The 24,325-nt window shown below is 45.0% G+C and carries 16 protein-coding genes; all 16 read right to left on the bottom strand.

The genetic code is table 11. The features are described from left to right. Positions 1-144: 144 nt before the first annotated feature. The gene (locus tag MKY28_RS29010; protein WP_340937696.1) at positions 145-3,141 is read right to left on the bottom strand and encodes an S-layer homology domain-containing protein; all 2,997 of its coding nucleotides are present in this window, start codon (positions 3,139-3,141) and stop codon (positions 145-147) included. Positions 3,142-3,660: 519 nt separating this feature from the next. After that, positions 3,661-4,002, bottom strand: a complete 342-nt coding sequence (locus MKY28_RS29005) for a hypothetical protein (RefSeq protein ID WP_036612519.1) — start codon at positions 4,000-4,002, stop codon at positions 3,661-3,663. Positions 4,003-4,208: 206 nt separating this feature from the next. Next, positions 4,209-8,192 (bottom strand): S-layer homology domain-containing protein, encoded by a 3,984-nt coding sequence (locus MKY28_RS29000; protein ID WP_076254028.1) that lies wholly within the window; start codon positions 8,190-8,192, stop codon positions 4,209-4,211. 164 nt (positions 8,193-8,356) lie between these two features. Beyond that, positions 8,357-9,484 (bottom strand): glycosyltransferase family 4 protein, encoded by a 1,128-nt coding sequence (locus tag MKY28_RS28995; protein WP_036667762.1) that lies wholly within the window; start codon positions 9,482-9,484, stop codon positions 8,357-8,359. Between the two features lie 411 nt (positions 9,485-9,895). Further along, on the bottom strand, positions 9,896-10,657 hold the full coding sequence (locus MKY28_RS28990) for a WecB/TagA/CpsF family glycosyltransferase (protein ID WP_340937695.1): 762 nt from the start codon (positions 10,655-10,657) through the stop codon (positions 9,896-9,898). Positions 10,658-10,664: 7 nt separating this feature from the next. Continuing rightward, the gene (gene csaB / locus MKY28_RS28985; protein ID WP_340937694.1) at positions 10,665-11,846 is read right to left on the bottom strand and encodes a polysaccharide pyruvyl transferase CsaB; all 1,182 of its coding nucleotides are present in this window, start codon (positions 11,844-11,846) and stop codon (positions 10,665-10,667) included. Next, positions 11,822-13,843, bottom strand: coding sequence for a DUF5693 family protein (locus MKY28_RS28980; protein ID WP_017691953.1), 2,022 nt, complete (start codon positions 13,841-13,843; stop codon positions 11,822-11,824). The genes csaB and MKY28_RS28980 overlap by 25 nt, the downstream gene beginning before the upstream one ends. Before the next feature lie 411 nt (positions 13,844-14,254). Next, positions 14,255-15,976, bottom strand: coding sequence for a phospho-sugar mutase (locus MKY28_RS28975; protein WP_047840692.1), 1,722 nt, complete (start codon positions 15,974-15,976; stop codon positions 14,255-14,257). Between the two features lie 111 nt (positions 15,977-16,087). Beyond that, complete coding sequence (gene fabZ / locus MKY28_RS28970; RefSeq protein WP_036613058.1) at positions 16,088-16,519, bottom strand: 3-hydroxyacyl-ACP dehydratase FabZ; 432 nt, start codon at positions 16,517-16,519, stop codon at positions 16,088-16,090. Between the two features lie 488 nt (positions 16,520-17,007). Next, a complete protein-coding gene (locus MKY28_RS28965; protein ID WP_017691949.1) occupies positions 17,008-17,232 on the bottom strand; it encodes a DNA-directed RNA polymerase subunit beta in 225 nt (74 codons plus the stop codon). Between the two features lie 12 nt (positions 17,233-17,244). Continuing rightward, positions 17,245-18,084, bottom strand: coding sequence for a flagellar hook-basal body protein (locus MKY28_RS28960; protein WP_076319216.1), 840 nt, complete (start codon positions 18,082-18,084; stop codon positions 17,245-17,247). Between the two features lie 353 nt (positions 18,085-18,437). Next, entirely contained in the window at positions 18,438-19,322 is an 885-nt protein-coding gene (locus MKY28_RS28955; protein WP_340018641.1) for a flagellar hook-basal body protein, read from the bottom strand. A gap of 102 nt (positions 19,323-19,424) precedes the next feature. Next, positions 19,425-20,423: a rod shape-determining protein gene (locus MKY28_RS28950; RefSeq protein ID WP_036612542.1), complete on the bottom strand. Its 999-nt coding sequence runs from the start codon at positions 20,421-20,423 to the stop codon at positions 19,425-19,427. A gap of 219 nt (positions 20,424-20,642) precedes the next feature. Next, positions 20,643-20,930 carry a sporulation transcriptional regulator SpoIIID gene (gene spoIIID, locus MKY28_RS28945; protein ID WP_024632710.1) on the bottom strand — a complete coding sequence of 96 codons (288 nt, stop codon included), beginning with the start codon at positions 20,928-20,930 and terminating at the stop codon, positions 20,643-20,645. 170 nt (positions 20,931-21,100) lie between these two features. After that, the gene (locus MKY28_RS28940) at positions 21,101-21,841 is read right to left on the bottom strand and encodes a M23 family metallopeptidase (protein WP_192134995.1); all 741 of its coding nucleotides are present in this window, start codon (positions 21,839-21,841) and stop codon (positions 21,101-21,103) included. A gap of 1,119 nt (positions 21,842-22,960) precedes the next feature. Then, positions 22,961-24,301, bottom strand: coding sequence for a stage II sporulation protein D (gene spoIID / locus MKY28_RS28935; protein WP_340937692.1), 1,341 nt, complete (start codon positions 24,299-24,301; stop codon positions 22,961-22,963). Positions 24,302-24,325: the final 24 nt, after the last annotated feature.

Here is a 24,325-nt window from a genome sequence, read left to right as displayed (position 1 = left end):
TTTGAGCGCAATCGACAGTACCTCAAGCGGGTGTTTTTCTACTGTTAAACTATTTCGAACTAACCGCCAAGTTTTTACGCTTGCCGGGCGAAAAAAAAAGCAGCCTTGCATCTATAAAGATGCAAGGCTGCTTCAGAAAAAATATTAATTAGTCAACTGTTTTCCGAAAGAAAACTCATCCAGCGCATTACCTTTTGCATCAGTAATAGCTTTTGCTGCTTTATTTTTAGAACCATCGAATTTCACAGTTGTAACTTTACCATTTGTGTCACCAACTACATTTGCAGTAATAGTGATAGTTCTGTTGTCAGTACCACCAATAGAAGCACCTGTGATTGTTGTTGTCACGCCACTACCTGCATCAATGTCGAAGAGTCCTTGGATGTAAGCAGAACCATAGTTGCCATCTTGAGTAAGAGCCTCAGAAGCATAAACAGTTACTGTAACAGTGTTATTATCTCTAACAATGTTGTTCAGAGTTACTGTTGGAGCAATTCCATCTAGTACAGTTGCAGTGAATGCTTGAAGCTTGTTACCGAAGCTATCTTGAGTGCTTGGGTTAGTAGCTTTCAAAGTATAACCGTTAACATCATTAGAGATTGTGTTATCAGCAAACTTCAGAACTACAGTTTTGTTGGAATCAGCCAACGTGTAGCTTGTTGGACGAACGCCATTCAGATCGAAGTCTCCCAAGTTAACATTCGACAACGCTGTGTTGAATTTAACTTTAACTTCGTTACGGCTTGTAGCATATACATCGTTAGTTGTCGCAAGTACTTCGGAAGAACCTACGTTAGATCCTACAGTGTAGTTACCACTGTTGAAGTATTTACCTTCGGAATCTTTAATGTAGCTTGCGGAAACTTTAGCTTTAGCCCAGTCAGTGATCGCAATGTTATTTGTAACAGCGATTCTAACAGTGTTTGTAGAAATCAATGTGATGTCATTGTTTTCTTTAGCGATTTGATATGGAGTTCCAATAGGAGCACCAGTGTTATCAACGTTTGTTACCATATATTTAGCTGCATCCAGAGCATTACCGTCACCGGAAGTAGCCAAAGTTTTGTTGAATTGAACATATACATAACGAACACCATTAGTCACGTCAGACCATACACGTGTTACACTACCGTTTTGAGCTGTGTTAGCGTTCAATGTAGCAGTATAAGGCAACAATACATTTCCGATTGTTGCAGTGTCAATAACACCAGATACTGTCAATGTATAAGTTGCATCAGATTTCAAGCTGCTTCCCAGGTTAACAGTAACAGTTTTATTGTTGCTGTTATAACTTGGTTTGATAACTGGGTATCCTTTAGAAGTCAATCCAGATACAGTTACAACTTTACCTTCTGCATCTTTCAGAACGTAGTTCTCTGGGTTTTCTGCGGAATCCAATTTCAGTGATTTGCTGAATTGAACTTCAGCAATGTAGTTACCATTTTCCATTTTGAACTTAGTATCTACAACTGTTGGACGAACTGTGTCCAATGTTGGAGTTACTTTAGTGTCAACGGAAGCAGAGTTGTTGCTATAGTCGGACACTGCAGTCAAGTAAACTGTGTTTTCCGATACATTCAACGGATTGTTGAATGTCAACGTAACTTTATTATCGTTGATTTCAATGGTTTGAGCAGTATTGCCAGTAGTGTTAGCATACGCACTTGCTACACTTTTCACAGTTTCGTCGAACTCAACAGTTACTTCTTTCAGGTCATTGGATTTAACACCAACAACTTTAGGAGCAGCTGTATCTTCAGTTGCTGTGAATTTGCTTTCTACTGGAACGATGGACAGACCAGAGTAGTCTTGTACGCCGCTCACACGCAATGTGTGTTCACCAGCAGTCAAATCTGTAGTTACAATTGCAGTGTTAGGATAAACGTATTTTACTGAAGCAGCAATCACGTTGTTATCTACACGGAAAGAAGTAGCGTTCACAGATTCTGGTTTAACTGGCTCGCTGAATACTACTTTGAAAGCTTTTGTTCCCAGAGCTTTAACTTCTTTTACTTCTGGAACTGCAACATCAAGTGGAGTAAACTCTACTTTTTGTGTGAATGTTTTAGTTGCATCAGCATTTTTAACGTTGTTGATTTGAAGACTAGTGGATCTTTGGTTAGTCAAAGAAGTGTTACCTTCAGATACCAACAAAGTTACAGTAGTTTTGTCATCAGACAATGTAGCGCTTTTGAAAGTCAGACCATTAACAACATAGTTGTTTTGGTTTTCAGCAGACATTTGATCTACAGTACCATCAAATTTAACTGTGATTTCTTTCAGGTTTGTAGCAGATACGGAAGATACCGTTTGAGCTACTGTAGTTACATAAGTAACTTTTTCAGTGAACTCTTTATCTTTGTAAGTAAATTTCACTTCAGTTTCTTTGTTAGCTTCGAGAGCTTTATCCAAAGTTACTTTTACTGTTTCGCCGTCGCTGATTTTGAACTCAACAACTTTACCAGCTTCAGTTACAGTGTAAGAAGATACTTTCAAGCTTTGAGCTTGATCGATTGCGAAAGCTGCACCTACCAACAATTCGCGGGAAGCGTTAGCTGTGAAGTTAGTGTTTGCATCAACCAAACCAGCATTGATTGCTGCTTGAACATAACCTTTAGCCCAAGCTGGAGCAGTGTTGTTTGTTTCAGTTGGGATTTCAAGATCCAATGCACGAGTCAGGATTGTAGCCATCTCGGACACAGTCACTTTACCGTTGAAGTCGAAGATTTTCTTCTCAACGTTTTTACCTTCCATGATACCCGCAGCAGTTACTGCTTCGATGTAAGGTACAGCCCAGTTTTTAGCTGTGTAGTTTTTGTCAGTGTAAGAAAGAGTTCCAGTGATCTCTTTCAGACCCAGCAATTTAGTGATAACTTTTGCAAACTCAGCGCGAGTCATGTCTTTGTCAAGACCTGCTGTACCATCCGGATAACCGTTGAAGATACCTTTTGCTTTCAATGCATCAAACTGTTGTTGCGGGGAAACTGCTGTGTCACCGAATGCTACAGATGCAAACATTGAGAATGCCATTGCTGTAGACAATGCTACGGATAAAATTTTCTTCATAACCTTTTTTTCTCCTCCTTGGGCGTTCATAACATTTGAATTTTCTTTTTTAATAGGGTCGCTCGTATTCCTCATATATTGTTGCACCCCCTTTCCAGAGTTGTGAGCAAGTTAATATAAATGATGTCTGTGAGCATATCACAGAAACTTGTAAACTAGTTTGTAAAGCAGAATCACACGTAAATAGAGTAGTTTCCTAATCCTACCTTACGTATTATACAATGGGTCTCTCGTGTCGTAAAGCAATTTTTTCTAAAAAATAGACAAGATTCTTCACGAGGTCATTCTTGGTAACAGGCCCAATGTTTTCGACTCTACACTTTAAACGCAGTAGATTTCAAAAAGTTGCGGATTGCACAAAAAAAGTTTTGGTTTTTTTTTATGTATAGGTACAGTGCGGGTATCGAAGCCATTCAAAACCTTTTCAAACCGTTGATACAGCAGTGAATCTGGAATTGTGATCTCTGGTTTGTCTGTGCTACCAACGTTTATTTATACCCGCAACTTCAACCTATGAAGCGACAAAATTCACAAAAAATAAAATAAAAAAGCACCCCTATTGGGATGCTTTTCCTGCAGTTCTGGAAATATAAGTTATTTAATCTTCATCGCGAGTTCAATAATTTGGGCACGCATATTTGGATCGCTGTTCAATCTCAGATACATATCGTCAATTGGTTGTCTGTTCTCACGGTACGTTTTCTCATGCTTCATCGTTGTATGAGACCATTCAATCAACTCATTCTCAGCCAGCACCAGATTGTTATACGCATCATGGAAGCCAGTAGACTGTACAAGCCCTTCCATAACTTCCTGAGAGATTTCCTGAGTCTTACGTGTATCTTCCAACTTTTTCTCCAGAATGACTGCCTGCTTCTCAAACTGTGTCTTTGCCTTCATGTAGCCCAGCTGGGCTTTTGAATAAATCGGTTTCATTAGCTAACTTCACCCTCTAGATCATTGTGTATTTACCGTTATTGTATCTTATACTCTAGCAAATTACAAAAATAGTTATTGGTAAAAATTCTGTTTCTTCTATTATAAAAGTACTCTATGTCAATTCATTGACAGCCATGAAAAGGACCTGCCCCTTTAGAGTAAGGGACAGGTCCTTCCTAAATTGCATTAATGTATCAAACGAATTAACTCAAGGTTTTAGGAAATAATCCTGTGCTCTTTTTGAGCAATTCCACAGCAATCTTCGCTGCTTCTGCGCGAGTCATGTTACCTTTTGGATTAAATTGGTATTGTGGTTTGGTTGATCCTGCTACAGTCACTGGACTACCGTCCATGATCTTAGCCTTTGTTACAGCTTGTACAGCTGGACGAGCATAATACTCAATTGAAGATGAATCCAGGAACGACTTGCCTAGTGCTGAAGACAACTTGCTATCATTGGCTGCAAGTTTGGCGTTCATCGCACGCGCAATCATAACGGCTGCATCTTCTCTGGATATTGGCAATTGCGGCTGGAAGAATCCATCGCTACGTCCCGTTATAATCCCTACACGTGCTGCTGTCTCAATGGCTTCATAACTCCAGATCTCAGCTCCAGTACCTTTTCCTACATCACTGAATGTTTGCTGCGTCGGAGTAGTAATTGGAATATCCATACCTTTAACCAACAATGTTGCGAACTCCCCACGTGTTACTCGGTCATCTGCACCAAACGAATTACTCTTCAATGGTTTCATCAGACCTTTGGCATACATCGCATTAAGATAGTTTCTTGCCCATGGATGGTTCGTAATATCCGCGTAACTTCTGCTTTGTTTCATTACTTTATAATATCCGAACTCATCAAATGGCACTGTGATCGTATGTTTCTTCGTATCTACTTTACCACCAATCGGTACCCAGGTACCCGCCTGCGTTTTGTCCGAAAGACGGAATACGGTGATTGTTGAACCCACATCATCTACAATTGACGGATCGTAGTTCAAGATTAACGATCCACGATTGGATGGAGTAAGGATACGTTCAGCGGCAAACGTAGTGAAAATTCCGTCCATACTGTATGGTGTGACTCCGTCTGTAGCTGACTTATAACTGCTATCATTTCTATTACCTTGTTCTCCAATACCTCCACTGATCCAATAAATATCGGAAATCAACGCAAAGTCACTTGTATCCAATGCAGATGAGAAATTACCCGAAACGGAGAGAGGAATTTCAATCTTCGGCTTATATTCGCCTCCAACTTCAGTATCATACCCGTAATCATTTATCTTTTCTACAATTCCTTTTCTCGGTTCTGCAATTCCAAACAACACTTTGTTAGTTGGATAGAATTTTGTAATACCTATTGAATTTTGGGATTGCAAAACTGTTCCTTTCGGGAAAGAAAGCTGTAAGTTTTTATTAAAAGCTGTATATTTGTTAGCTACTTTAGGAGCCATATACTGTGAATTCGTTGTCACTGCACTAGTGTAGTACACAGATACTGTATCACTAATTGTTCCACCAGCACGAGTGATCTCAATCTTGATTTTATTATCCTTATCAGGCTTCAATCCCACATAATCAAGCACAAAACGATTATTGTAATCCGTACGCTTCTCAGCAGGTTCTTTGCCAACCAGAACTTGAGTTGCACCCTCTGCTTCGATATCAAATCGTACATAGTTCTTATTAACAACAATCTGATCACCCACCGTTGGCTGAGGAGCCAGAATTCGGTATGGAGCAGGCTCACGTACAACCTCAATTCGTTGTGTAGAACGAGCGCCTGTACTATTAATCAACTCAAGCGTATACACTTGGGTTCCCGGCGCATCGAACTTCAGACCACGAATCCGTCCGATGAATGAATCTTCATTACCAGCAAAGTCAGAGCCGGTTATATCTCCAACTGTTGCACCGTTATCTGTACTTTCCAACACCTCTGTATTATTAACAGTTTTACTGAAAATCACTTTTGAACCGAAACTCAAGTTGATATTTTGCGCTCCACTTCCTCGGAACACGAGATCGAACTCTTTCTCACTTGTTACATACTTACCGTCTTTGAGAATAAAGTCAGGAGTCACGGCAAAAATTCTACTTAATTTCTCTTCCGTGTAGTTCGCGACTGTTTTATTATCAAATAATTCTCTACTTGTAGGGATACGTGTTGGCATAAAAGAAGCAATGGTTGAGTTATACGAATCCACTACATTAATTTTCAGAACCGATGTTATCGTTTTCGGTCTTCCACCCGCATCGTCAACAATAGCTCGAATATCAATGGTGTTCTCTCCGTAATAAATCGGACCATTTTTTTTGATTGGCAGACTGAATTTGAATTTTTGTGTTTTCGGGAATGCAATGACCGGAGCTGTTGTAGACCCTGTGTTGTTCAAATCAGTAGCATTCACTAAACTTGTTACCGTTGTTGCAGTCAACTGACCATTAACAAGCATCTCTGCCTTCAAGTCAGTCAGGTCTTTGAAACCTAACAATTCACCCTCTACATTCAGGTATTGCGTTCCTTTGGATGAATCAAACGTATACGTTTCTCCTGTCTGGATACTTCCTACGTAGATTGAGCTAATCGTCGCATAGGTAACCTCAACTACCTTAGCCAGATCTGGTTCAGGATTATCACTGAATGAGAAACGAAGTTGCTGTTTACCACTTGCAAGGCTGGTAATCTCATATATCTGCTCGTTATCCTTTAGACCTGTTGCACCAAGATATTGTTTTAGTTCAACCGGTTTAAGTCCTGATGGTAAGTAAACACCTTTAAGTGTTGGAACTGGTAACTTGTCAAGAGAGCTTCCTGACTCTACAAGGATATATAGTTTATCATCTTGCAATGTTGCGCCATTCAGTGGTCTCTTAGAGTCAACTGCTCCTCCCTTATAGTTAGGCAGGTAATATAGGTTCGTAATATCTTGTGCACCTGATGAATACACGTAACTAGCTGTATATTCCGCACTGAACGCACCTTGGGCTATTTTCACTACAAGTGTCTGATCCTTGGCAGCCTTCGTACTGTCAGTGCTACTAGGAGTTAGATCAAACTCCTCAGTGGATGTAAAGCTTACCATTCGATACTTGACAGATTTTCCATCTGGGCCTGTGATCAACTTTTCATCTTGGGCCTGTACTATAATACTGTAACTTTTACCTTGGACGGTTACAGTACCCTCATCTGCGAATTTGCCACTACCCTCCACATAAGGAACCAGAATCTGACCAGCTAATGTCCCTTTTGTTTTATCTGGGTCCGTGAAAGTTGCCAAATCCGTTTTACTCACTACAGATTTAGTCTCATTTCCAATCGTTACTTTGAGATCTACGAAAGGTTTTGTTTTATCAAAATAATAAACAACACGTTCCGTTTCAATCCCATTAGGCTGACCTTCAATGTTGAACTTCAGAATATTTTTACCGGGTAATAGCTTTATTTGAGATGCAAAGAAACTACCATCCGTTGTTACAGGGGGGTCCATTGGTTCTCCACCATTGACTGAAATGGAGACCTGAGTTGCATTCTTAACTGTACCCTGGAAATCTACACGCTCTGTATCCACAACGGTCTCGGTACCTTCATTTAGGTTATACGCTACACCGCCACCTGGGATGGTACGGTCTGTATAAAGTATGAAGTTTTCAATATAAGGAGCAGGATCATACATTACATAGAATGAATCAGAACTTTCTACAGAACTATTTCCTTGTGTTCCAATAAACGTTATTCTGTTGAATCCTGAAAATAAGCCTACGTTACTAGCTGTAAAACGGTTACTGCCACTATTCGTGATAGCTGTAGTTACAGTACGTGTTTCATCCGGAACCCATGTACGCAAGTTTCCTTCTTCAACAAGCTTTAACTGCTCAACTTTCACTTTTAGACTCGAACCGTTAACCATTGAAAATGTGCCCGTAATATCAAGGGACGAAGTAGGGCTTTTATACACAAGTTCCCTTGTCAGAAAGTTGGAGTTATCCTTGCCTTGAGTAGAATCATAGACAAGCGAAAGTCTTGAGCTTTCTCGGATTGTTCTATCAGATGGCGTAAAATACGTTGAAAATGCATCTGCAGCCGAAGCAACGGACCCACCGAATAGACCTTGTGGGAACAATGAGAACACCATGGTGACCAACATGATCCAGACCAACGGCCGTTTCTTTTGTTGCATTAAATATCATCTCTCCTCTTTTAAGTCAGTTACCTTTATATATCGGCAAAAGGTACCAATTATTTAGTAAAAATCTCAAAATAAACAAAAAACCTTATCCACAAGGGATAAGGTTGGGTCTGGAATAATATTCAAAAATAGCTGTAACCATTACATTTGTCTATTTATGATTTCGAACGGGTCTCCGGATTCAACTTGACGCGCATGCGCATCAGAAAGTTAATAACCGGTCTTCTCGTTTTGCTAACAAGTCCAATGACTTCTGCTCCCACCTGGAGGAAGAACATCATGATACAGATGACCACAAATGTTACCCAGTTCGCTTCAAACATGGCAGCGGAAGATTGGATAATCGCCAGAACTCCGAAGAATGCGGCAATTCCATAAATGATCAGCACCGTCTGACGGTGACTGAATCCAAGTTCACGTAAGCAGTGATGCAGGTGACCTTTATCCGGTGCGAAAATCGGTTTCCGTTGTACCGCACGACGGATAATCGCGAAGAAGGTATCCGAGAGCGGCACACCGATAATGATCAGCGGTGTAATAAAGGACACAATAGCAATTTGTTTGAATCCCAGCATGGACAGCATCGCCAGAGAGAAACCAAGGAATAGTGATCCGGTATCCCCCATGAAGATCTTGGCCGGGTGGAAGTTGAAGAATAGAAATCCGATAATACTACCCAACAACACAAGGCACATCAAGGCAATCATCATGTTACCCATGAGGAATGACATTACGGCAATGGTACCAATTGCAATACCAGATACACCAGCTGCCAGACCATCCAGACCATCAATCAGGTTAATCGCATTGGTTACACCAACGATCCAGAAGATCGTCAGCGGTATGGATACCCAAGCTTCGAGTGAAGAGTAGGAATCCTGAAACGGAATGTTAACGAAATCTACCCGGATATTAAATCCAAATACAACGACAGAAGCAGCAACGATCTGACCAAGCAACTTCACTTTGGCCGATAGTTCAAACCGATCATCGAGTGCGCCGATCAGTACGATAATTGTTCCACCAATCAGAAACGCGCTGACAAAACTCATATCCCGAGTCGTGAACCATGCCGATACAAACGGAAGCAATGCAGCAACTGTAATAATAAAGGCCAGGAATATCCCCAGACCACCAAGACGTGGCATGATCCGTGTGTGTACTTTACGTGCATTCGGCGTATCCATTGCGCCAATGCGGACTGCGAACTTTTTGACAAGTGGTGTCAAGGCAAGAGCCAGTCCCATTGACACGATAAATCCAATGATAAAGATCGCTACCATTTGAACATTCGACCCCCAATTATAATACCTGTACGAAATTATAAATCCCCTGATCTCTTTTTATATATAAAATTATTTGTTAGTCACTTTTGATGAAAAATGCAATTTGCACCAGAACGGAGAGTGCAGAAATAACCTGTAGAAGCGAAGCGTTCGCCTACAAGCTTTCTGAAAGAAAGCTTGTAGGCATATGCTATCGCGGGATTTCAACCTTGCAAAGGTGGATAAAAGAAATCCAGAGATAACAGCGATCAAAAGGTTATTCTGACATCGAAGTGGCCGTATGCAACAACTTCCGTTTTTCATGGAGTGGCACACATGTAATCCGGAATGAATTATACGCTCATCACACCCGAAAAGCCATCCTCAATTTCTAGCAAAAACACCCATTTATCTCGCAATTACCTGTTTTTAACGGACTTTTGTCACATTTTCTTTGTCACGCATCACCTTAACAGCGAATTTCGGAAGCGCAAGCATCCGGCCAGCCCGGCTTGGTTCACGCAATAAGCGATAGAACCACTCCAGTCTTAACTTTTGAAACAGGACAGGCGCACGTTTGGTTTTGCCCGAAATCACATCAAAGCTGCCGCCAACGCCCATGGTTACGGGAACCTGTAGTGCATCTTTGTGCTTGTGAATCCACGGTTCTTGGGTGTCGGCCCCACGTGCTACAAACAACAGATCAGGTGCTGCTTCCCGAATGGAAGCGACGACCTGTTCATCCTCAGCCGGACCAAAATAACCGTCGCGATAACCCACAATTCGAATCGCCGGATATTGCTGTTGTAACCGAACTGCCGTTTCTTGAATCACCTCAGGGGTGGAACCCAGCAGATATACGCCCCATCGATAGTTTTCTCCAACACGCAGCAATTCATGTAAAAGCTCAAAACCCGGCACTCGCTCAGCTACAGGATCTCCACAATAGTTTGCAGCCCATACGACACCTGTTCCATCAGGAACAATCAATTCCGCAGCTTGCATAACTTCCATAATTGCGGGATTTTCCAATGCGGCCATAACCATAATGGGATTGGCTGTAATGACCTGATGTGGTGTCTGTTTGGACAGCACAGCTTCCTGGAGAACCTTTACCGTTTCTTTCATCGTCAGTTTGGAAAAAGGAATGCCGTAGATCGAAACGGTAGGTATTGATCCGGTCTGACTCATCTTTATCTCATCCTTTGCGGCCTAAATAGTTAATAATCTGCTGTGCAGGCACTCTGGCTTCCTGCTTCAGTTGGGTGATGCCTTCTTCATGTTCCTTCAACCACTGTGAACGTTGATCCAGCAGTCCAACGACCGTCTTGGCGAGTTTATCTCCATCGAGTGTATCCGTATTTCCTGCTGGTTCACTGTCCAGACGAAGCAGGAATTGATCAATTTTCGGATCATACGAGATACCCACCGGAGGCACATATTGCGAAGCTGCATAGATCAGACTGTGCAGACGCATACCGATGACGAGATCACACTTGCTGACTTCCTCCAGCATAAGCTGAGGGTCGGTCAGATCTTCTGTGATGCTAATCTTGCTGCCTTTGCTGGTCACATCACCGAGCATTTCCATAAGGAAACGTGATGCCTGTTCATCCACTGGCAAATGAAATGGCAGAAAACGCAAGTGCACCGCTCTTTTGGAGCACAGCTTTTTTAATCCGGCGGCAATAGCCGTAAGTTCCTTCCGGTCTGACTCCCAGAAACGTACCGATACGCCGATCACAGGAAGCTTGGTATGTCCTCCAGTTGAAGGTTCCACTCGATTAGCTTGAGTAGCAGCATTTGCTGAGACAGCACCTGCGCCCCTCTCAACTTTTGTTTCAGGTAATGGCAAACCCATTACGGGGTCAGGTACAACATGGATCTGATTCCACTGTAATCCGAGCCCACGCAGGTAGTCTGCAGATTGTTCATCCCGAACGGATACATAGGTGCAGGCCTTAAAGACCGATTTGATCATAGGATTAAAAATTTTACGATTCACAGGGCCAATCCCCTGTGCATAGATAAACGTTGGTTTTTTCAGCCACTGGGCCAGCTTGATTACACCCAGATAATAAGGAATGGATTTCAGTCCAGTTGCATCCTGCAGTAGACTTCCTCCGCCACTGATTAACCCGTCGCTCTCCTTGAGTGCTTCACGGACTTCCTTCAATTTCATACGATGCACGGAGCGCACACCGTACATGGCGGATGTCGACTCGGGATCACCCGAGAGAACAATCGGTTCAATGGTTATGTTCGACCTTTGGCTTTCCTCTTCCAGCGCTGTCAAAATCGACTTTAGCACCGCTTCGTCTCCGCTATTGCGGAATCCGTAATACCCCGAGATGACTAACTTTTGAGAAGTGGTGACCATTTTTTCCAACATCCTTCCGCTACTTGCCACACACCCACAGCAATGATACCGAAGATTAAGCCAAGTCCCAATCCCATCACTCCACGAATGAGTGACAATACAGCCGGCGTATGGATATGCGCGAACGTATCCACCATGGACAACTGTCCAATCGCTGCAATAATGAGCACAAAGATGACTTTACGATATTTTAAAGCGGCGAACACGCCAACGATAAATAGCGGGTGTCCCAGCATAAATTCTTTGAATCTCGGACGTACACCGAACGTATCTTCCAACGTGGTACGAAGGAACATCTCCAATGGTGTTACTGAACCCGAGTTGCCTGTACGGCTCAAGTAATAGTATCCAACAACGGCAGCAACAAGTGCCAAAACAACCATCAAAACATTAATTGGCATACGAAGCATTTCTTTAATTTTCTTAATAGAGAACGAACCTGAACCACGATAAAACACAATATAGATCGCTACCAGTGCCATAGGTGCAAAGTGCAACAGACTCACGCCGCGGAACTGGTTAATGACCAGACTGTACGTAATACTGTTGAGCAATGCGATGACAAAAGGTACCGCCAGGAATGACAGAATCGAAGTTCTTACATATAAAACTAATGTCTGTTTCAAACGACGACCCGCAGATGCGTCAGGTTGACGCTGTTGCTGATAGTTCACTGTACGAACGGCCAGCACCATCGCTATGGTCGGCGCGGCGATTGCCACAAGCAAGGCGATTCCTTGCTCCAGCAGCGTTGGTTTCAAGAGGAACAATCCTGCACTGCCCACCAAAGCGACCACAAATGCGATCAAGGTCAGTAATGGGATAAAATAAGAAACCATAAGTGCAATCATAGCAATTGCACCAACAAGAGCAACCAGTTTGGCATAACGCTGAATCGAAGAATCCTTAACTGTAAATGCTTCAGCTTGTCCTAGCTCGAATCCATGCTTCGCCATGCGTTCTACCGCATGACCCGGCTCGCCCAGACTATTGATCAGATTCTCAATTGGATCTGTAATCATAGCCTTTGCTGTATTCCGGCTTGGCGATGCATTCATATAGAGCATACGAATGTTACGATCCTTGGTTGCGAGAACAAAACGGTCAGCAATCGTGTCTACGTCCAGATTGGCATCTCCATCACTAAGCGAGTACAGACGCGTAACGTTGTAATCCGTTTTATATGCAAGGGTCTGGAATCCAGACTGCGGTTTCTTCAAGTTCTCAATGGCTGCAAGACCAATATTGTGCTTGTTCAGCAACTGTGCAAATTGGTCGAGACTTTTCATGTCTGCATTATCATTGTACCCTTTCACAGCATCACCATCAAACAAGATGCGCTTTACGCCATTCTCTTCGAAGAAGGTAAGCAAGCGCTCCATCGATTCCTGGCTGTATGGCACACTGTCCGAGATCCGCGGCAAAATGTAGAAACCTTTATCACGCAGCATCTTCACGGCAACCGGATCGGGCTGCAAAGGCTGCATGTTGGCATTCTCCGGAGGAGTCTGCAATATTAAGCCGCTACGACCTTCATATTCCCATGGTACTACCGGAATCTGCCGATCAGCGAACGTTTGTTCAATAATAGGGGTATACGTCTGTGCGTTTTCCTCCGATGTAAATAACACATACGTGTAATTTGCATTAGAAGGGATCACATCTTTGGTCAGGTTTGCGAGATCCTGGCCGTTATATACCATTAGTCGGCGTGTCTTTCTCAGCTCGTCCAATGTACTTTCGAACACAGCCATCGTTGTTACGCCTGCGTCTTTTAGACGAGTCAATTGTTCATTCATGAAATCTTGCGGATGTGCCTGATACGCTGAGATATCCAGCAGTCCTCGATAGTTAAAGACAAGCTCCACCTTTTTGGCAGAAGATTCTGTCTGCACCCGATCACTGATTACAGGGATGGACGCGACCAGACCGATAATAACGACGAGCCACAACCACTTCCGAGAAGCGTTATTCCAATAAAGCCATTTTTGACGCACTACATGTACCTCCTCAAGTGTTGGAACCAAATGCACGTTCAGCTCAAGTAATTCGTTCATTTAACATTTATACAATAGGTTACAAACAGCTTGTGTCAACAAGCCCTCTTATATGCTATATAGATTGAACTAAAGCATTATTTACACTCGCCACTTCGATGGCAGAACAACCTTCCGATCGCTGTTATCCCCCGATTTTTTAGATTCACTTTTAATAAAGGTGAAAATCTGGTGATAAAGGCGAACGTTTCACTTCTTCAGGTTATTTCTGCCCTCTACGTTCTCGTGTAAATGTTCAGTTCAATTTATATAGATCCATCTGTAATTTTATTTCAAAGAAAAACCCCTCCGCCAACCAACCTTACGGTGCGGAGAGGCCTTCTCATGTTCTTGCTCATTGTTGCATTCGTATTATTGTGCGTCTACACGCGACATCACTGTAGTCACCAGACGCTCGATCCAGCTTTCCGCATCTTCCAAATTCTCTCCACGCACGGCGAAGTATACTTTGATCTTCGGTTCTGTTCCTGAAGGGCGCAAGCAGAACCATGAACCGTCTGCCAAAATGAACTTCAGTACGTCCGCCTTCGGAAGACCGTCCAGACCAAGGGAGTAGTCCAGTACATCTTGTACAGCAATTCCCGCTACTTCTTGTGGCGGATTGGAACGCCAGTCCGTCATTTTGGCTTGAATCTGAGCCACGCCGTCTTTGCCTTTCAGCGTACGGGACTCCAGCTTCTCCAGGAAATATCCGAATTGGTTGTACAGCTCTTGCAAGACATCATACAACGTCTTGCCTTGGCTCTTATAATACGCAGCTGCTTCAGCAATCAGCATCGAGGCAAGGACAGCATCCTTGTCACGGGCATAGTTACCGGAAAGGTAGCCATAACTCTCTTCATATCCGAACAAAAATGTATGACTGCCTGTTGCTTCGAACTGGTTCATTTTTTCACCAATATATTTGAAGCCCGTCAGTGTGTTCATCACTTCTGCACCGTAATGTTCAGCAATAACAGCACCCATCTCACTTGTTACGATTGTTTTGACAACCGCACCATTGCTTGGCAGTGTACCTGTCTCTTGCAGGCGACTGAGCAGGTAATGTACCATAATGGCACCGGACTGGTTACCGGACAAGACGAAATATTTGCCATCATTGTCTTTCACGACAGCACCCATACGGTCTGCATCCGGATCTGTTCCGATCAGAATGTCAGCGCCTACGGATTCTCCCAGCTTCATTGCAAGCGTAAACGCTTCGCGTTCTTCCGGGTTAGGGGATTTCACGGTAGAGAACTCAGCATCCGGCTGTTCTTGTTCAGCTACAATGTGCACTTGCTCGAATCCGATCTGCTCCAGCACGCGACGTACAGGAATGTTACCTGTTCCGTGAAGCGGTGTGTAAACGATTTTGAAATCACGGCCTATGCCGGATTGGATCAGTTCACGGCTCAGACTACGGCTCGCTACGGTATCCACAAACGCTTGGTCTTGGTCTTCACCCAACCAGATCAGGAGTCCTTGAGCTTCTGCTTCTTCTTGCGTCAGTTTCTTCACGTCAGCAAGGGAAGGCACTTCCTGGATGTACTGAATGACTTTTTCCGCTTCATCCGGTACCAATTGACCGCCCTCATGATTGTAGACTTTATATCCATTATATTCCGGTGGGTTATGGCTCGCTGTTACAACGATCCCTCCAGTTGCCTTCTGGTGACGCACTGCGAATGACAGCTCAGGAGTTGAACGCAAGGATGGGAACAGCTTGGCTACAATGCCGTTTCCAGCCAGTACAAGCGCAGCATCCAGTGTGAATTCAGGTGAGAAATGACGGGAATCATGAGCAATGACAACAGAAGGTTTGCCTTCTTGGTCACCATGCTGCTCAAGCAAATAACGCGCAAATCCTTGCGTTGCCCGACCTACGGTGTAGCGGTTCATCCGGTTGCTTCCCGCACCAATGACCCCGCGTAATCCCCCTGTACCAAACTCCAGGTTTCTGTAAAAACGTTCCTCCAGCTCTTTCGGCTGATCCTGCAAGTCACGAAGCTCCTGTTTCGTTGCTTCATCAATCGAAGCATCCTCCAACCATTGCTGCAACGTCTCTGCTGCTGCTGTGCTTAACTGTTCCATTCCGATAAACCCCTTCCGTCTATATAAATTCAGGTTTGCTGAGTTACTTCAGCATCTTGCATCATTCGGTCCGTCTACGTTCCTGCATGATGTCAATGCTCACATATGTAATCAGCTTGGGTCAGACAGTGCAAACATGATCTCGCCTTCAGCGACCACTTTGTCGTTGACTCGGGCAGTTGCTTTACCTTTACCAATAGAACCTTTCAGACGTGTAATCTCCACTTCCAGAATCAACGTATCTCCGGGCACAACTTGTCCACGGAATCGGAAGTTGTCCAGTCCCGCCAAAAAGCCGATTTTTCCTTTGTTGCCTTCCAGATTCAGAATGGCTACTGCACCAACTTGCGCCAGCGCTTCTGTAATCAGTACACCCGGCATTACCGGATACTCTGGGAAATGACCAATGAAGAAAGGTTCGTTAATGGTTACGTTTTTCAAACCAACGGCACGTTTGCCATCCTCAATCTCTAGAATCTTGTCCACCAACAGGAACGGCGGACGATGCGGGATAATTTCTTGAATCTGTTTGATATCGAGCACAGTGTAATCTCCTCTCAGGATGTTTATATGAGCGTTCTTCATCATGGATTTTTCATGTGCGCATAGGTGACCGTTACGGTTACGGATCGTTCTTTCGATCGCTGTTGTTTCCTAATGTTTCTGAACTATTTTTCAGATGGATAACATCAGGAAACAAAGGCGAGCGCTTCGCTTCTTTCGAACGATTCCGTTCCCTTCACTGACTTTAGTGCGGACATGGAAAACCTGATTATGATCAAGTCGAAGCTCATATAAAAGGTTTTTAATTTTTAAATTTTGTATGGAAAGCATATTTTCGGTTAACACTAGTTATATCCTTCATGACTGCAGTAGTGAAGGTTAAGATAAGGGGTCTCTCTTCGCGATGACGAATGTCTTTCGCAGGGGAGGCCTCTTTTGTGACGTCAAACGTCATCCATCATTATACTGTTTTCAACGTCAAAAAGAAAACTCCTGCCTGCGCAGGAGTTTTCGCTTAACTCGTTACATTATGGAGCGAATACCAGATTATATACATGTTCCCATGTACTCCATTGCCATACGGAACCGATATCCTGTTTGCCCAGTACCACATATCCAGCTACCATTCCGCCAGCGAGGGCAAGAACAAGCAGGACCGGAACCAGGAACCATCTTGCGATGCGCCATCCACTCTTCTTCTTCTTGACTTCCTTTTTCTCCGGCTTACTGTTCTGCTGCTGTGTTTCTGTCATCACATTCACCTTTTACGCTCTCATATTGTTGGCAAGACCCAACATGGAATCACTTGAAGTTAGCGCCTTTGCCGCCAGCTGATATGTCCGCTGTCCTTGCATAAGCAAAGACATCTCCTGTGTCAGATCAACGTTGGATTGCTCCAGAAATCCTGGTCGGATCAAGGCCGCTGCTTGACGTGTAGCTGCATTAGCGCCAAATACATCATCTTCGGTTAATCCCGCATCCAGACCAAACAGGTTATCCGCAAACTGCACCAGCCCCTCAGGACGTTCAATGTCTACCACTTGCAGCTGTGCTCCAATGGTTGCGTTTGCCGCATTACCGCGTCGGATTAACAGGTTGCCATTTTCATCAAAAGCAACTTTGCTATTATTCGGTGCCGTAATACGATTGCCTTGACGATCCAGGGCAAAGTGGCCTTCGCCATTGACCATCACCATCATATCAGGTGAATTCGGAGTAGGCTTAGGTCTTGTATCAGGTACAAAATGAAATGCACCCTGACGTGTCCACATTTTCTCCCCATTCGCTTCAACTGCAAACATCGCATTTCCTTCAATGGCCAGATCGGTCGGAAGACCAGTCTCGTTCAAGGGGCCTTGAGACATATCCTTCGTTACATCTGCCAAACGAGCACCAAAACCGAGGTTATATCCCATCGGTGTGGAACGCCCATCCAGTTTGTACTTGTCCGGTTGTTGTTGAACCCGGGTCAGCACATCCTCGAATGCCGCCTGCTTGCTCTTATAGCCTGCCGTATTCACGTTGGCAATATTATCGGAAATGACATCCAGACGCTGCTGTATGGCAGTCATGGAAACCTTGGCACTAATCATGGAATTATTCATTGGTGGTATACCCTCCCTTGTGTCCTGTCCACCCTCCCAAACCCTCCCTAGTAGGGAGGGCCCCAGATGGCGCTGCCCTCTGGACTCCCGAAACAGGCGGATTAGGTAAGTGGGGTACGATCTTGCTAAGTGGCGGTGGTGTATGTGCGCCGCGACTGCCCGACTATGATTCCCGCCATCGTTTCACATGGCTGAATCATAGCACGGCACGCTCTTTATGCGGCGTGTAGCTCCGCGGGGTCTCTTCCCTGCTTTGCTCCGCAAAGGGCTGTCGTGACCGTCGCTTCGCTCAGGTACTGCTACGCATTCCTCGCATAGGCTCTCCGCTGCGCGGTTATATTTAAACGTCGGCGTTATACACGCCCGACTTCATTGACGGCTTTATCCAGACTGCGGTCGTAGAATTGTACGATCTTCTGGTTTGCTTCATACGCACGGTATGCAGCGTTCATATCAACCGTTGCCTGTGAGGCATCCACATTGGAACCTTCCAGGTATCCCTGACGGATCTGCACATTATCACCAGCAGCCATCATCCGGGACGTTGCCCCGTTTGCATCGCTGAGACTGAAATTGCCATTACCTTGACGAACCAGTTGATTCGGCTGGTCAATGACACTAATGCCAAGAGTAACCCCTGTTGGTGTACCCGTTGCTGCATCTACCAAACGGCCTTGCTCATCCACTTTAAATTGCTCCACAGAACCTGTCAACACTACAGGTTGTCCATTATTATCCAACACTTGTGAACCTGTTGAACTCAGCAATTGTCCCGTTCCAGTGATCTCGAAGTGACCATCGCGTGTATATCCGGTGTTACCTTCTGCATCCTGAACTGTAAAATACGCCTGAGGCTGGTAAGTCACCGTGCCATCGGCCCGTACAAACTTGCCTGATGCGTCAAACGGGACAGGTTGTCCAGTCTGCGGATCATTGACCGTCATATTGGATGAAATGGAAAAATCATTTTTCTGCCCAGTCTCCATAATGGTCCCCTGCAAATTCATGGACAAACTCTCTTCCGCGAACACCCCCGTGTTCAGCTTGCCCAGCCGCTTTGTTGGAAGATTTGCATCTCCGCCTACCAAAGTAATGAGCATTTCCGGGAAGGAACGGCTTACGCTGTTCACCTGTTTGTATCCCGTGGTGTTCATATTTACGATATTCTGTGTTGCTGTGTCATGGCGGCGTTGTTGCGTAATCATTCCCGCAGTAGCGGTGTACAGACCTCTTAACATGAATTAACCCCTCTCCTCAAGCGCTTGACCTGCATCACAGGTTGGCTGCTTGTCCGTTCTGCTTTCCGAGCATGGCGAACCTTTGCTATTTATATCGGCAGATTAGAACTTTTTCTTAACCACCTGATCCAAATTATTAAGCATTATGCCTGTCCCCTTCACGACACAGTGCATTGGATCTTCCGCCACCCATACCGGTACATGCAATTCATTGGACAAAAGCTCGTCCAGTCCGTTCAGCAATGCACCTCCACCAGTCAATACAACACCACGGTCGATAATGTCCGCTGACAATTCAGGCGGTGTACGTTCCAATACCGATTTGGCTGCCACGATGATGGATTGCACGGAATCCCAAAGTGCTTCCTGTACTTCATTTCCCGATATCGTTACGGTAACAGGAAGGCCGGATACCATATCGCGTCCGCGAATGTCCATCTCTGTTTGATGTCCACCCGGATGTACGGTACCAATCGCAATTTTGATATCTTCAGCGGTCCGTTCACCGATCATGAGCTTGTACTTGGCTTTGATAAACTTGATAATGGCTTCGTCGAACTTGTCCCCTGCGACTTTAATAGAAGAGGCGGTGACCACGTCGCCCATAGAAAGGACTGCAACGTCAGTCGTACCGCCGCCGATATCCACGACCATATTGCCGCTCGGCTGAAAAATATCCATTCCCGCACCGATCGCTGCCGCTTTCGGCTCTTCTTCCAGAAACACTTCTTTGGCACCACTGCGTTCTGCCGCCTCACGGATGGCCTTCTGCTCCACGGAAGTAATGTTCGTGGGTGCACAGATCAGAATTCGAGGGTGGCTGTACCAGCTTCTTGCACCCACACGATTAATGAAATGTCTGAGCATCGCTTCTGTAATCTCGAAGTCCGCAATAACGCCGTCACGCAGCGGTCTAATTGCAACAATGTTACCTGGAGTACGCCCCACCATACGACGCGCTTCTTCCCCAACAGCAAGGACACGCTTCGTATCTCTTTCAATGGTCACGACGGAAGGTTCATCGAGGACAACCCCACTTCCTTTCACGTGAATAAGCACGTTCGCCGTGCCAAGATCAATACCGATATCCTTGCTAAACATAAAAGAGCCCCCAAAGTGATATTATTTGGTCAGCGTATCCTGTGAAAAAGAGTCCCTTATCACGTCACCGCTCGTTCGACAAAGTGCAACATATATATGTAAAAATCGGGCTGATAAGATGTCATAATTCGATCCTGTACCAGCTTTTAACATATCATACTTCAGGGGAGGGATTCAATGCATGTGTGAGCTTTTTGCCCTACGTCTTTGTGAAGATGCTTACGATTTGGCGGAAGCCAACACCTCACGTTTCTTGCCACTCGTTTTTTTGTATTTAATTTTGGTCGCTTCCCCGCCCCGCAAATGGCGGATCGACTTGTGATACTCCAAAATGTGTTTCACCTGGTCAGCAAGATCAGGGTTGATTTCCGGCAGACGCTCCGTCAGATCCTTATGCACAGTACTCTTTGACACGCCGAATTCCTTGGCTATGGTACGGACCGTATTCCTCGTCTCAACAATGCAGCGACCAATTTTGATGGTCCGTTCCTTGATGTAATCGTGCACGCTCCCGCCTCCCTACTGTGTGGATAGTTTGGTACATTATATGAGGAGCATGCCTATATATTCGCGGTTTAGAGGTGTGACAAGCTTCGAAGGTCCCATTATTTTCTGAAAAGCACAAAAAGAGCAGAGGTTTAACCCCCTGCCCGTCATGTTGCTGCGGTAAAATTCATTTATTTTTCCGGAAGATATCCTTGAGGGTTAACCGGCTGTCCGTCTTCGTACACTTCAAAGTGAAGATGGTTGCCAAGCGTTTTACCCAATTCATTGACGCCAGCGGATGCAATCGCATCTCCCTGTTTCACTTCGTCGTCCTGTTTCACTTTGACGTCTGCCAAGCTTTGGTACACCGTCTTCAGGTTATCGCTATGTGTGATTTCCACAACTTGACCTGTGAGCGGATTTTGCTCAACCCGGGTAACTTTACCAGCAAGCGCTGCTTTTACTTCAAACGTTTTGTTATCCCCACGTGCCAGATCCACACCTGTGTTCGGGATGAATGTATCATTGTACTGCACCATTGCCGCTTCATGTTCCTCGGTTGAAGCTTCGCTATCATAGAAAGGTTTTACTACCGAAATTTCGGACGGTACCGCTACCGGCCATACAAAATTCTCCGACTTTGCAACAACTTCCACACTTTCTTCTTCTCCGCCTACTGTTGTTCCTTCTGTACCCGCCGATGCACCTGTTTCTACTACCCCGCTAGCAGGGTCCGAGTTTAGCGTTTTGTCGCCTGTGCCCTGATAGACCCACACTAAGGTTAGTATAATGCCTGCTGCTGCGATGTAGGCTGCCGGGAAGACCCAGCGTTTGGACATTGCTCTTTTCCATGAAGAGGGCTGACTAGCCGGTACTCCTTGAGTTGTTTTAGGAGTTTCTTCTTGGTTTGTTTTTTTGTTTTGTTCATTCATGTTAATCACCTCAGTAACAAGTGTTACCGGGTGCAACTCTTTTATACACGCGCGACTCTAATTATTTTCACGGAGGTTTCAGAGAGTGCTATATATGTGAAGGGTGAGTGGTTAGTGCGTGCGCCGCTTCGGGGCCAGAAAACCTTTCGACCGGCTGTTATCCCCGGATTTCCTGATTATTTCTCCCAATGGAAAAATCCGGTGATAAAGGCGGCCGCTTCGCTTCTACAGGTCTTTTCTGTCCCCTGCGCTCCCCATACGCTAGCACTCTCCTCATATATAGCCGAATCTCGAAAGCTCCGGAATGGTGAAATCCGGTAGTAAAGGCGGACACTTTGTTTCTACAGGTCTTTTCTGTCCCCCGCGCTCTCCATACGCTAGCACTCTTCGCATATATAGCCGAATCTCGAAAGCTCCGGAATGGGTGTTGGTAGACTGGTCCGGATTGCCTGTAGAGGCCAATCCTTCTATGAAGTGCATTTATCGGTGAGAGAAAGGATATAGGGTGTGACTGGATATTGCAGATTTAAACCGCCCAGGTTCTTTGAAAGTGAGATGTGAGATTAGAGATAGACAAAGCGCGCCAATACTGAATGTTCCATCTAACATCTTGATTTAAAAGAAACTGGATCATGAATGGTTACATTATAGTTAGAAGTTGCTTGGTAGACAGGGAACATAAATCAATTTTTTAACCTTAGGGCTTGGAAACTTGATTTCAACGTTCTGGTTCTGGTTCTGGTTCTGGTTCGGCTTGCTTATTGCGAATGAGCATGTAGTGAACGGCAGTAACCTAAATTTTGCTAATGATTAGGATATTAAAATAATTCTAACGAACTCAGGCGGCCTTAATGGCGGGGAAATCGTGGCTTAGAAATTCTAACGAACCGTAGACACGCTAATCACTCTTTTGGGCGCTATTATCGAATCAGTTCGGTGGTATGTCGTGATATAACGCGTCTGAGATTCGTTAAAATTTCCATTCGTTGTAATATCGCCTGATAAGGCCTCCCAGGTTCGTTAGCGTGCAACTGCTCTCATTCACATACATTTGTATACATTCGCACATACTCCTACTCATTCGAATTATTTCGCTTTATCCATCCGTGTTCATCTCTCCTACTTCGATGCAAGCATCTTGGATGCCTGTCCGAATGAAATGCCGGTATAGTAGTGTTTGAGAATTTGGGTGGCCGTGTGTCCCTCCTGCGCCATGCCGTTTGCTCCCCATTGGCTCATGCCAACCCCATGACCGTAACCGTACGTTGTAATCTGGATTTCGTCACCTGTGGTCTTCCAACTGAACTGGCTGGATCTTAATCCAAGCAGTTTACGAACCTCGGGTCCGCTGAATGTTTCACCTGCGATCTGCATTTCTTTAATCCGATGTCCTTTGGTTGTAGACAATACTTCCATCCACGATCCACCCTTCTGGGCGGTAACCGGAATAGCATCCAAGTTTAACTTCTGCAGAATATCATTACGCTTCATGGTGACGGTCTGCTTGAATCCTGGTGCCAGGTTTTTGTCCCACGGACTGTCTACACTTTGCAGATACGGCACAGCGTTCCCCCATACATCCTCAGCATTCTCGGTATACCCATTACTTGTGGAAAAAAAGGATGCGGTGATTGCCTTGCCCTGATATGTCATCACCGTATCTCGACTTTCGCGCACAGCCTGTTGCAGCTTCTCCCATTCCTTCGCCTTCCCTAGACGCGTCCAATCCGCTTTCACCTGATCTGGCGGAATAAACACCTGATGGTTGACCGTATCCGTCACATCCGCCGCACCTGATGGAACACCGCTTGTATCACTCGCAGCTAACCTACGCACGATAAATGTACGAGCAGCTATTGCCTGCGCCTTTAACGCCTCCAGTCTGAATTCCGCTGGCATCTCAGCTGCCACAACCCCGGTAACATAGTCTTCCAATGGCAGATTCATCGTTGTGCCCGTTGCAGACAGGTATACGCGCACTTTAGGTTCAGGGTACGTAACAGGAACGGCTGGCGCAGGAGCTGGGGTTCTTGTACTGCTTGAATCTGTTGGAGCAGGGATCGGCTTTGGTGATTCGCTTGTCCGCGGCCATACCAGAATTACCGGAATCAGTAACGCCATCGCCAATAAGGCAGATACAGCGGCAGCAGGTTGCCATCGCGTCGTATTACGTCCCCATCGGGGTTTTCGTCCAAATGTCCGCATTCGGCGACGCTTCACTCGGCGGAACTGGTCCAGCTCAATAACAGGTATATGAATATGCTCGGTTGTCTTTCGGTTCAGTTCATCTGCCGACACCCGTCCTGGATTGGATAATCTTGCAGGCTGTGATGGAACAGTCCTCAGGTTCAACGGGGCAGGCTTGTCTTTTTCCACTCCAGAAACGGTATTTCCCTCCGGCTCTTGCATACCTGGACGAGGGACAAGGGGTACCTTTACCTGTACACGAGCTTCTTTCATTCGAATATAACCCTCCGTTATCTA

It is taken from the genome of Paenibacillus sp. FSL R5-0473 (assembly GCF_038004565.1).
Taxonomy (GTDB): Bacteria; Bacillota; Bacilli; order Paenibacillales; family Paenibacillaceae; genus Paenibacillus; species Paenibacillus amylolyticus.
This window is presented reverse-complemented; position numbering and strand designations above follow the sequence as displayed.

What these genes read in the sequence shown, in the direction of transcription:
- MKY28_RS28965 (WP_017691949.1), bottom strand. Translation starts at nt 17,232, where the DNA reads ATGACAGAAACACAGCAGCAGAACAGTAAGCCGGAGAAAAAGGAAGTC.
- MKY28_RS28975 (WP_047840692.1), bottom strand. Translation starts at nt 15,976, where the DNA reads ATGGAACAGTTAAGCACAGCAGCAGCAGAGACGTTGCAGCAATGGTTG.
- MKY28_RS28995 (WP_036667762.1), bottom strand. Translation starts at nt 9,484, where the DNA reads ATGGTAGCGATCTTTATCATTGGATTTATCGTGTCAATGGGACTGGCT.
- csaB (WP_340937694.1), bottom strand. Translation starts at nt 11,846, where the DNA reads ATGGTCACCACTTCTCAAAAGTTAGTCATCTCGGGGTATTACGGATTC.
- MKY28_RS29005 (WP_036612519.1), bottom strand. Translation starts at nt 4,002, where the DNA reads ATGAAACCGATTTATTCAAAAGCCCAGCTGGGCTACATGAAGGCAAAG.
- MKY28_RS28990 (WP_340937695.1), bottom strand. Translation starts at nt 10,657, where the DNA reads ATGAGTCAGACCGGATCAATACCTACCGTTTCGATCTACGGCATTCCT.
- spoIID (WP_340937692.1), bottom strand. Translation starts at nt 24,301, where the DNA reads ATGAAAGAAGCTCGTGTACAGGTAAAGGTACCCCTTGTCCCTCGTCCA.
- MKY28_RS28950 (WP_036612542.1), bottom strand. Translation starts at nt 20,423, where the DNA reads ATGTTTAGCAAGGATATCGGTATTGATCTTGGCACGGCGAACGTGCTT.
- MKY28_RS29010 (WP_340937696.1), bottom strand. Translation starts at nt 3,141, where the DNA reads ATGAGGAATACGAGCGACCCTATTAAAAAAGAAAATTCAAATGTTATG.
- MKY28_RS29000 (WP_076254028.1), bottom strand. Translation starts at nt 8,192, where the DNA reads ATGCAACAAAAGAAACGGCCGTTGGTCTGGATCATGTTGGTCACCATG.
- MKY28_RS28955 (WP_340018641.1), bottom strand. Translation starts at nt 19,322, where the DNA reads ATGTTAAGAGGTCTGTACACCGCTACTGCGGGAATGATTACGCAACAA.
- MKY28_RS28960 (WP_076319216.1), bottom strand. Translation starts at nt 18,084, where the DNA reads ATGAATAATTCCATGATTAGTGCCAAGGTTTCCATGACTGCCATACAG.
- MKY28_RS28940 (WP_192134995.1), bottom strand. Translation starts at nt 21,841, where the DNA reads ATGAATGAACAAAACAAAAAAACAAACCAAGAAGAAACTCCTAAAACA.